This is a genomic window from Streptomyces sp. NPDC005402, from assembly GCF_040606575.1.
Lineage (GTDB): Bacteria > Actinomycetota > Actinomycetes > Streptomycetales > Streptomycetaceae > Streptomyces.
Map to the genome: position 1 here is coordinate 41,970 of NZ_JBEXFB010000040.1, position 10,920 is coordinate 52,889.

The 10,920-nt window shown below is 67.9% G+C and carries 5 protein-coding genes and 1 pseudogene; 2 read left to right on the top strand and 4 right to left on the bottom strand.

Annotation, left to right across the window (positions count from 1 at the left end; all coding sequences use genetic code 11):
• The first annotated feature begins 92 nt into the window (after nucleotides 1-92).
• Nucleotides 93-1,868, top strand: a complete 1,776-nt coding sequence (locus tag ABZT02_RS42730) for an aminotransferase class I/II-fold pyridoxal phosphate-dependent enzyme (protein ID WP_356028078.1) — start codon at nucleotides 93-95, stop codon at nucleotides 1,866-1,868.
• Nucleotides 1,865-2,668, top strand: a complete 804-nt coding sequence (locus tag ABZT02_RS42735; RefSeq protein WP_356028080.1) for a phosphatidate cytidylyltransferase — start codon at nucleotides 1,865-1,867, stop codon at nucleotides 2,666-2,668. Before ABZT02_RS42730 ends, ABZT02_RS42735 begins: the two co-directional genes overlap by 4 nt.
• A gap of 256 nt (nucleotides 2,669-2,924) precedes the next feature.
• Here ABZT02_RS42735 and ABZT02_RS42740 read toward each other — a convergent pair whose 3' ends face one another.
• From ABZT02_RS42740 to ABZT02_RS42755, 4 genes and pseudogenes are all read right to left on the bottom strand, one after another.
• Complete coding sequence (locus tag ABZT02_RS42740) at nucleotides 2,925-3,158, bottom strand: hypothetical protein (protein ID WP_356028083.1); 234 nt, start codon at nucleotides 3,156-3,158, stop codon at nucleotides 2,925-2,927.
• Nucleotides 3,159-3,362: 204 nt separating this feature from the next.
• Nucleotides 3,363-9,509, bottom strand: coding sequence for a DNRLRE domain-containing protein (locus ABZT02_RS42745; protein WP_356028085.1), 6,147 nt, complete (start codon nucleotides 9,507-9,509; stop codon nucleotides 3,363-3,365).
• A 464-nt stretch (nucleotides 9,510-9,973) separates the two neighbouring features.
• Nucleotides 9,974-10,259 (bottom strand): annotated as a pseudogene (locus ABZT02_RS42750) (RNA-binding protein).
• A gap of 121 nt (nucleotides 10,260-10,380) precedes the next feature.
• Complete coding sequence (locus ABZT02_RS42755; protein WP_356028088.1) at nucleotides 10,381-10,881, bottom strand: NUDIX domain-containing protein; 501 nt, start codon at nucleotides 10,879-10,881, stop codon at nucleotides 10,381-10,383.
• Nucleotides 10,882-10,920: the final 39 nt, after the last annotated feature.

A 10,920-nucleotide genomic window follows, 5' to 3' on the forward strand; every position in this document is an offset into this window, starting at 1 on the left:
ACCCGTACTCAGGCCGGTCGTGGTGCTCGGCTCTGGCGCGGGCGATGCGGGTTTTCCATGATGCAACCCACCCGCGTCGAAAGAGGTGCCCCATGGTTCGAGACCTGCAGCTGCGCTCAGCCACTCCGGAGGATCTCGACTGGATCCACGAACTGCGACACCGGGTGTACGCCGAGGAGTTGGGCCAGCATCCGCCGGATCCGGCGGGGCGGCTGCGCGACGGTCTCGACGGTGACAACGTCTATCTCGTCGCGGCGCGCGGCACGACCCGCATCGGCTTCGTCAGCCTGACCCCGCCCTGGCTGGGGCGGTTCGGACTGGACAAGTACCTGACCCGCGACGAACTGCCGGCGCTGGCCGGCCACGACGTGTTCGAGGTGCGCATCCTCACCGTCGAGCCGCGCTGGCGCACCACCACGGCGGCCCCCCTGCTGATGTACGCGGCGCTGCGCTGGATCGCCTCTCGCGGCGGGCGCCGGGTGGTGGCGATGGGGCGTACCGAGGTCCTCGACATGTACCGGGCCGTCGGCCTGCGCCCGGTCGGCCGTACCGTCCGCAGCGGCGCGGTGACGTTCGAGGTGCTGACCGGCGGTGTGCCCGAGCTGACGAGGCGGGCGAGGGAGCGGTACGGCAGCGCGCTGGAGCGGCTGCGGTCGGTGGTGGACTGGCGCCTTGACATGCCGTTCGCGCCCCGGCCGGACGGCTGCGAGCACGGCGGTGCCTCGTTCACCGCCATCGGTACGGACTTCCGCACCCTGCACCGGCGGCACGACATCGTCATGGCCGATGTGCTGGACGCCTGGTTCCCGCCTGCCCCCGGAGTGCGGGCGGCCCTCGTGGACGACCCGGAGTGGGCCGCCCGTACCTCGCCGCCGTCCGGTGCCGAGGGCCTGTCGGCGGAGATCGCCGCGGCCCGGGGTCTGCCGCCGGACACGCTGGCGGTGGGCGCCGGTTCGTCCGACCTGATCTTCCGGGCGTTCGGCCGCCGGCTGACCCCGCGGAGCAGGGTGCTGCTGACCGACCCGTGCTACGGCGAGTACGCCCACGTCACGGAGCGGGTGATCGGATGCCGGGTGGACCGGTTCCCGCTGCGCCGCGAGGACGGCTGGCGGATCGACCCGGACCGGCTGTCCGCGACCGTCGGCTCCGGGCGTTACGACCTCGTGGTGGTGGTCAACCCGAACAACCCGACGGGGAGGCACGCACCGGCGTCCGGGCTGCGCGCGTCGATCAAGGCCGCGCCGGACCGTACGCACTGGTGGATCGACGAGGCGTACCTGGGCTACGTCGGCCCGGACGAGTCACTCGCCGGCCTCGCCGCGACCGACCCGCGGGTGACCGTCTGCACCTCGCTGTCGAAGATGTACGCGCTGTCCGGCATGCGGGCCGCGTACGCGGTGGCCGAACCGGCCACAGCGGCGGAGCTGCGCCGATGGACTCCGCCCTGGCCGGTCAGTCTCCCGGCCCAGCTGGCCGCCGTGGCGGCGCTCCGCGACCCGGAGTACTACCGCGAGCGCTGGCTCGCCACGCACGCCCTGCGCCGGGAACTGGCCGCGGACCTGGCCGCGGCGGCGCCGGACGTGACGGTCGAGGAGTCCGTGGCGAACTTCCTCTCGCTCACCCTGCCGCCGGGCGGACCGAGCGCAGCGCAGCTGGTGGACGAGTGCCGCCGGCACGGCGTGTACCTGCGCGACCTGTCGCCGTTGTCGCCGCGGTACGAAGGACGCACCGTGCGCATCGCGGTCCGCGACAGCGCCGAGAACACGCGCATCGTGGCGGCGTGCCGGGCCGCCCTTGACGTGCTCCGGCCCGGGCCGGAGACCGGGCTCGCGGCGCAGCCGATGGCCGCCACGGGAACCGCTCGATGACCACCGTGCCCGCGCTGGCGCCCTACCTCGGTGGGGCGCTGGCCCTGAGCGGTGTCGCGGTGGCGGCCTCCAGGCACCGCGAGCTGATGGTCCGGTGGTGCGCCTGGGCGGTCGGGGTGCCGCTGGTCACCGGGGCGTTCTGGTGGGGCGAGCCGGGCATCGCGGCCGTCGCCGTCGTGGTCGGGGTGATCGCGGTGCTGGAGTTCGGCGGGCTGATGCTGCTGGGCCGGGTGGACCGCGCGGTGCTGGCCGCGGCGGTGACCGGGGTGGTGCTGACCGCCTGGCTGGCGCCCGGAGAGGTGCCGCGGGCGCTGGCGGTCGGGGCACTCGCGGTGGCCGCGGTGCCCTTGGTGAGCGGCGACGCCGACCACGGTCTGCGCCGGCTCGGCGCCGGGCTGCTCGGGCTGGCCTGGCTGAGCGTGCCGGCCGCGCTGGTGCCGCTCGGGGCGAGCGGGCTGGCGCTGTTCGTGGCGGTCTCGGTCGCCGACATCACGGCCTACTTCGCCGGGCGTCACCTGGGCGGGCCACGGCTGTCGCCGCTGTCACCGGCCAAGCGGTGGAGCGGAACCCTGGCCGGCGCCGCGGCCGGACTCGGCGTGCTCGCCGTGCTGTCCGCGCTCAGCTGGCCGACGGCGGTCGCGGTGGCGGTCGGCGGGCCGGCCGGGGACCTGCTGGAATCCATGATCAAGAGAGGTGCGCGGGTCAAGGACGCGGGCCGCTGGCTGCCCGGCTCCGGCGGCCTGCTGGACCGGATCGACTCCCTGCTCGTGGCACTGGCCGTACTGCTCGTGCTGAGCTGACGGGCAGTGCCCTTGAGAGGATCACGGAAACGAAGAAGGGGCTCGTCCGCATGCAGCGGGCCGAGCCCCTTTCCGTACGCTCGTCGAACTAGGCCTTCTTGGTCTCCTAGTAGTGGGCCGGGTCGGCGACCTGCGGGGATGTTTCCTGTGGGTCGCTGACCTGGCCTTTTGGTGATTGGTGGCGATGGGGTGCGACGGTCTTGAGTGGGTGTCCTGCGGACTGTGTGCGGACTGGTCGCCGGGTTTCGGAGTGGCTCTACCCCTCGGTTTCCTCTCCGCCTTCGGCCTCGTCCGGGCCCCAGTTGGTTTCCTTGATCTCCGTCAGCAGTGCCTTGCGCTCCCGACGGGACAAGGACTCGCCATTGACACTGTGCATGCCCCACGGAATGGGGCATGGCCCGTCGTGGCCCGGGTCGGGGCACAGCACCTCGACGATCCGGTCCATCAGTTCTTCGTGCTGTGCGGCCGTTGCGATGAGCGCGATCTTCACTTGCCAGAGTTTGGGCTGCTCCGGAGTGTCCTGGGTCGGGTCAGGCAAGACTGTTGTCCTCTGTCCATGGGCGGGGCGGGATAGCACGCTTCCACGGCCCGGTACCGGTAGCCGCGGAGGAGGACGGTGCCTCCCGGGACACCCATCCCGAGAGGCACCGCTGGGGCTGGGCTACGCGTCATAGGCGCGCGTCAGCCGGTTGGGTCAGGGACTGCAGCCGCACCAGCTGCCGTAAGTGCCCCTCCATACTTCGCTGTGGAACATCATGCCCCACGAGTAGTGATTGGCGCGTCGCATCCAGTTGGGTGCGTTGTGCATGTGAATGTGGCGCGGGCTGTAATTGCCGTCCCACCACTGACGTAGCCCGCTCTTGGTGCAGTCGTAGGCCCGGCAGTGGCGGGGATAGCAGCCGCGCGGAGCTTGTTGCCCTGCGTCCCGCTTCGCGTCTCTGGCGGCGGTTTCCTGGCTGTGGCCCGACCCTGCCCCGTAGATGTATCCCGTGCAGTGTGCTCCCCGGCCGGCCAGCTGGCACTTGGCTTTGCACTTCCACTTGCGGCCGTCGAGGTCGTTCTTGTTGACGGGGTCGCCCGGGTATCCGTAGCGGTTGTCGCCGCCGCCGAAGACCGGGTCCACAGAAAGGAAGCGTCCGGTTGTCGGGTCGTACAACCGGATGCCCATGAGCATGTCGCCGGTGATCGTCTCTCCGGACCGCTGCCGGACCCCCAGCCAGCCGTACCGGGAGGCCGTCGCGTCGGCGCGTGTGTTGCCGTATTCGTCTGTGTCGAGCGCGATCGGTGCCACGGACGAGTCGAGGGGTAGTTGCAGCGCCACGTCGCCATGAACCGTGGAGAGCTGCAAGACCGTGTCGCCGGCAGCGCTGGTCGTGGCGGCCAGTCCTCCTTCCAGTGCAGAGACATTGCGGGTGACGGCGCCAGTCGCGTTGTCTTCCACGATCCACCGTGGGCTGTCGGAGTCGCAGTCGTAGTGGTTCGTTTTGCTGCCGACCTGGGTCCAGGTCCCCGACGTCTTGTCCTCCACGGTCCAGGTGCGGAACCGCAGTGCGGAGTCGATGTTCCAGGTCTGTCGTTGGGTGCCCGTCGTCAGTTGTCGCGCGATGTCGTTCGCGAAATAACCAACTGTGATGGAACCTGGCAGCGTGGTGGTACGGCTGAAGGCGTCGTAGGCGTAGCCCGTGGCGACGACGCGGTCGGCCGAGTCGTACGTTGTGGTGACAGCTGATCCACCCGAGGTCGGGCAGTCCGCGCCCGGTCCGCCCGCCACCGTGTTGAGTGTCTTGCGGTTGGTGCGGGCGTCAAAGCCGTACGCACGGCGGGTGCAAACGGTGTCTGCGGTGTCCTGGACCTCCGTCAGGCGGCCTGCCGCGTCGTAGGCGTAGTTCTGGTCGGACCAGCCCGCGTTGCGGGTTGTCTGGTCGTGGACGGACTCGGCGACGCTGTTGCTGTAGACGAGCGCTCCGTCGCTGTCGCGAGTGTAGGTGCGCTCGACCGGCGTACCTGTGGTGTCGGTGCGTATGGCCAGGGAGTATCCGCCAGGCAGCTTCTCGCCGACCATGAGCCCGTCGGGATCGTAGGTTCCTGTGAAGGATCCGGCGGCGGAGTCAGTGATCTTGGTGACTAGTCCGCGCGGTTCCGCGGTCTGGTCGTACGTGTAGGTCTGGGTGGAGGGCACACTGTCGGTGACCTTCACCGGCCGGTCTAGGCGGTCGTACTCGGTGGTCGTGGTACCACCGTCGGCGTCCTTGTACGAGATGAGGCGTCCGAGAGTGTCGTAACCCTTGGTGATCGTCCCGCCGGACGTGGAGGTCACGGAGATGACGCGCCCCGTGGAGGCGTCGTACGTGGTCGTGGTGGACGGCACGGCCTGGCCCAGGCCGCCGCTCACCGTGACGATCGAGGCACGACCGGCAGTGTCGTAGGTCGTGGTGGTGGTGCGTGTGGTGCTGTTGGCCGTGTTGGTGATCGATGCGGTGTTGCCCCAGGAGTCGTACTCGTAGGTGCTGGTGGCCATTTGGCTGGGATTGCCGCCGCCGCCTGTGATGGCGCCGCCGGGCCCTGAGGAGCAGAGCAAGTCGGCCCACTCGGGGCGGCCGGCGCAGGTGCCGGTGCCGGTGGCGGACCAGAAGGTGGTCACCTGGGTGGCGGTGTCACTCTCGGCCGCGCCGGGAGGGATCTGTTTCGTCACCTGGCCCTTGTCGTCGTACTGGTAGCTGGTGGTGAGGGCGAGACCGGTCGGGTCCTGGATTTTCTTGAGCGGTACGCCGCGTGTCCAGTCGTAGACGGTTTGCGTGACCCGGGTGTCGCCCTGGACGGTGGGGTGCTCTCGCACCTGGACCCCGAGGGTCGTGCGGGTGATCTGGTCCCGCACGTTAGCCGTGCCGTCGGTGGGACGGTCGGTGTCGTATTCCTTCACGGTCCAGCTCCGGCCAGTCACGGAGGTACCGGCCGAAGCCAGGGTGGTGGTACCGGACTTGAGATCGGAGGTGAGGTCTATGCGTCGCAGCGGACCGAACTCCTGAAGTTCACGGACGCCCGTGTCGTTGTAGACGGTGATCGTGGACAGGAGCAGGGCACGCTCCGCGGAGCCGAGCTGTCCGATGCCCAGGTCCGCCTGGACCGTCTTGTTACCGGCGGTCAGTCCCAGGGCGACCGACCGGTTGGCTGCAGTGAGTTCTCGGACGGTGTTGCCGAAGCGGTCCGATTCGGCGGTGGAGATGTGTCCGCCCGGGGTGGCCTCGTTCACCGTGTGGCCGGACGCGTCCAAATAGCTGATGGTGGCGCGACCGTAGGCTGTGGCTGCGAGACCAGCACCGGTTGAGGAGCTGGGTACCGAGTCGGCAGGAAAAACAGCGGTGGCGTCCGTCGGCGCGTCCGTTTGGGCCCACGCCTTCACATCGCTGGCGCTCATCTTGTAGGGGGCTGCTGTCCCGGTGAGAGGGACGCCATAGACCAGCGTAGTCACGGCGCTGCCGTCGACCGTGTTGGTGGTGCCCTGCTTGAGCGCGGGGCGCGATGCGTTGAGCAGCATTCCTTCCCCTGCGACCGCCGTGTCACCGGCCTTGCCGTAGGTGAAGGTCCATGGCTGCTCGGTGGTCGACTGGTATCGGACGACCCGTCCGGATGCGTCGTAGGAGTACTGCGTCTGGGTGTCTTGGCTCAGCCTCGGGTTCCACTGCTGGCGCAACTGCCCATTGGTGTCGTATCGGTAAGTCGCGACGGACAGTGCCGTCGACGATGTTCCGCCCTTGCCAGTGGCGTACAGCCGGACGTCCTTGACCTGTCCTGTGTAGTCGCCGAAGGCCGTCTGAGTTGCGGTGGTCGAGGTCGCGTAGACGAACTCCAGTACGCGGCAGCCCTTTGTGGTGGGTGTGGACAAGCAGGTGGCGTTGTCGACCGCAGAGGTCGGAGCCACGATCCGCACCGGTCGTGCCAGGGTCTTGCCGCCTTGGACGACCGTTTCGGATTTGATGGTCGTGCTGGTCGTGGTGAGGCCGTCGAGGCGCGAGGTGGTGACCTGCCAGGCGTCCATGGCGGGGTCGGGCTTGGCGAACTCGGTGATGACGCCTTCACCGTCGCGGAGGGCGAACGAGGCACTCACGCTGCCGGTCAGGGTGAGATCCGCCGCCCCGGGCTCCGGTATCCAACCGGTGCGGCCCGCGTTCGCAGTGAAACCGACCTTGGTGCCGTCGGTCTTGATGAGGGTGACGGCTGTGTCGGACACGCGGCGGAGGAAGGAGTAGTCCGACTCCGTGAGCTCTGCGGTGACCCCGGAAACCCAGGCGGAACCGAAGATCGGGACCTGTCCTTCCTGTTCGGCGCCCTCGGTGGGTGTACGGGAGGAGGCGGTGCGGGTGACGGTCATGCCGTAGTAGGCCACGTCGGAGGCCGAGAGGTGGTAGTCGCCGGTGAGGAGATTGACCGAGCCGGGGCCGATTTCCTGTACTGCAGCGGTGTCGGCATTGCGGTCGACGACCACGGTCAGTGGCCCGCTGCTGCCGGAGGCACTGTTCGGGCCGGTGAAGTCGGCCTTGATCTGCACTGTGCCGTCCGGATTGACGGTAGCGGCCGCGTCCCAGACCAACTGTGCGTTCTTGCCGTTGGTCAGCGGCACCGGCCATGCCGTCAGCGTGTCGCCGCCAGAGGTAACGTTCCCGAGCGGGATCTTCACCCAACTGTCCGCCTCGGAACGGCGCCAGGAGAAGGAGACGCTGCTGTACTTGCCTGAGTCGGCCTCGGCGGTCAGCGGCAGTCGGCGCGCGGTGCGGTCGCTGTCGGAGGGTTCGATGAAACCGCCCGGTCCGGCGTGGAAGGTGTACTCGATCGGCTCGGACTTGTTGTCCGCCTTGTCCACCGCGCGGACCTGCAGGGTGTGCGTGCCGTCCTTCGGAGGGGTGACGCTGATGGCCTTGGCGGCCGTCGACCCGCCGGTGGATATCTTGGTCCAGGTCACACTGTCCAGGGACCATTCCAGCCAGTTGTGGTCCGAGGCGGGCGGAGTGACGGTGAAGGTGCCTGCCTGGCCCGCACCCTTGACCCAGGAACTCGACGGATAGTCCGTGGAGACGATCTTCGTCGGAGCGGACGGGGCGCTGGTATCAACCGTGAACGTCTTCCATGCCGACCAGCCGGTGTTGTAGTGCGAGCCGTCGTACGGGCTGGTGCGGAATTTGTACGTCTTGCCGTTGGCCAGCAAACCGGAGGGCACGGTCACGGAGGCGACCTGCCCGGAAGGCACGTACTTCGACACGATGACGTCGCCGACCTGGGTGTCGGTGGCGGAGTCGAAGATCTGAAAGGTGCCGTTGACCTTGTCGCCGTCGGAGTCGACGAAGGTGTCCCGCAGCGTGGGCGTCACCGTGTTGACCGTGTAGGCGCCGCTGTAGGAGAAGTACGGCGGGCCCGCCTCCTGCTTGGTGCCGGTGCGCGGCCGGTAGTTGTAGTTCACCACCAGCTTCGGCGGATTGGAGGCGGCGTTCGCGGAGTTGACCCGCTTCCACTGTGCGACGACCGACTCGCTGGTGGCCCGGATACCCATATGACCACGGGTGGCCTTGGCCGAGGCCCACTCCTGGGCCAGGGTTGTCACGTCGGCGTTGATCCAGCCGTCGGGCTGCGTGGTGCAGCCGACGTTGCCGCGGGTCTCGGTGGAGGTGGCCTTCTTCGTTGTCATCGTCGGACGGTTGGTCCACCGGCTTGAGGTGGACGCCGCCGGGGACGACCAAACCTCCCACGGGTAGAGCTTGCAGTCGGTGTTGCCCGAGTGGAAGTTCCACAGGGACAGCTTTGCGTCCAGGACCAGCGCGTCCTGGATGGGCGAGGTGTTCCAGGAGACGAAGGACTGCGCCGTGCGCGGCGTGCCGTCGGCGTTCGTGGTTCCTGGGTTGCCGAGGTCCAGTTCGGTGTCGGCCGACCAGTCGACGGTCTCACCTTGCTGGACGTAGGTGTCGAAGACGTTCGACAGCGAGGACGTGGACGGGTCGACGGTGACCGGGTACTTGGTCTCCGGATCGGCGAGGAAGCCGGCGTCCGGGGTGACCACCAGGTCGACCGAGGAGCCCTTCTTCACAACCTTCAGGCCGACCTTCGCCTTGTGGGTGTGCTCACCGGACCGCTTGTCGACGGTGGCGTCCCACATGACCGGCGCGGGCATCACGGCCCGCTTCTTGTTCTTCTTGTCGGTGAACTGAACGCTTCCGTCAGCAAGTTGCTTCACCTTCAGGCCCTTGGCCTTGAGTGGCAGCGTGTACGTGTAGCCGCCCTCGGCGGGCTGCTGCTTGATCTCGACGAACTGCTCGAAGCCGGTTCGGGTGGCTTCGACTACCACGTCCGCACCGGGAACGGCGTTGACGTATTCCGCCCGTGTCCCGTCGAGCTTCGGCTTGGGCAGGCCGCCCTTCCACTGGAGGGTGATCTGCTGGTCGCCTTCTCCCAGCGTCACCAGGTCGGTGGCCTTTGTCTGTTGCGCGGCCTTCAGCGACTTGGCGGGCGTGCCGGTGCGGCCGGCGAGTCGCAGGCCCTCTGGGTGTGCGACCGGCTCCACACCTGAGCCGGATTCGCGCAGATCCACGTCGACGTCGACCCATTCGCCGTCCCGCTTGAAGCGGACCGGACCGGCCGCGAACTCGGTGGTGAGGCTGCCGTCCTTGTTCGCCCAGGTCGTCGACGTCTCGGTGCGTTCCGAGAGGGCTTCGATCCGTTTGCCGGAGAGCTTTGCCGCGACTCTGGCAGAGGGTATGTCGGCTGCCTGGGTTGCTGTCGCCTCCTTCGGCGCGGCCGCGGTCTGTGTCGGTAAGACTGCCTCCGAACTCGTTGCGTTGATCAGGGTGATGGCCAAGGCCAAGGCGACTCCGCCCGCTGTCCAGCGGACGTTCCCCTCGAGCCGAGACCGCCCGCGCCGTCGTGGCGCGGGTCTGTGAACCGTCATGATTCTTCGACCTCTCGCATTTTCACTAGCACCACCTACGTGATGCCAATGTGAAGGTATGCGTCAGGTAAAGATCGTAAACGGTGACAAGATTGCAGAAGATGGGCAGGGGGCGCCTGTTTGCCATGGTGATCTGCGTCACCATGGCAGGTCAACTGGTCTGAAAAGACCTGAGTGTTCACTTTGGTGGTCTGGGGAATTCGGCCACCTATGGCTGGAAAAATCCGGCAGTGCACGCTGTTGAGCCGGGTCTGCACGTAGGCGGATACGCGCAATGCGGTGGTCTGAGGGGGGCTTTTGGCTCTGCGGTTGGACGCCAACGCGGGCAGAGAAAAGCCCCGTTCCATCTACGGCATCGCATGTGAGGAAGTCCGTCACTGGGAGAGAGGCGCGATCTCGATGGCCAGGGCGCCGAGCCCTTCCTTCTCGGGTGGGCAGATGACGCGGATGTTGGCTACTGCTGTTCGCGAGTGGAGTTCGGTTGACGTTGGCAGGTCCCTCCCCGTCGAGCAGGGCCTTGAAATCGGGGTAGGCGGTGACACGCTGGACCTTGACCTCGCAGGTCTCATCGGTGTCCTTAATGTGGAAGCGAATGACGGTGCCCGCGGCGACGAGGTCGAAGTACTGTCGGTAGAGGCTGAGTTCGCGGACCCGGGCGATTGCGTCGGTCTTGGAGCGGGAATGCTCTGGGGACTGCTGTGGTCATCATGCGGCCGATCTTGGTTGCCGAGACGAGTGGTGAAGGCCCGCCCCGGCGCCCGTCGGGCCGCACTCGGCGCCTCTACTGCCAGCCGTCGAGGGAGACCTCCGGGCCTCCCGAGAGGTACCGGTGAAGGGCACTTGCGGTGGTGTCCACGAAGTCCTCGGGGATGGTGCTGGCGTCGACCCAGCGGACCTGGGCGTGCTTGCGCGGTTCGCGGTTTTCGGGTTCGCCCGTCCACTCATGGGCGGTGAAGACGACGGTGAGGAATCCGTTGGGGGCTTCGACGCCCCAGGCGCCGTGGATGATGTGGGCGACCTTCAGGGACTCCGGCTTCACGGTCAGGCCGGTTTCCTCATAGAGCTCGCGTACCGCGGTTTCGGTGATGGGTTCGCCGGGTTCGCTCTTGCCGACGGGGAGGTCCCACATGCCCTGGGCGAACTTGGCGTTCTGGCTGCGCCGGAGGAGGACGACTCGGTTGGTGGCCTTGTCGTGGACGATGACCGCGGCGACCAGGAGGGTCATGGATTCGAGGGCGGGCGGCAGGGCTTTGGGCTGGTCGTCGGTGGTCCGCTGAGCCACGGCTTGTGTCCCTTCGTCGGCCGGTTGATGGCAGCTTAG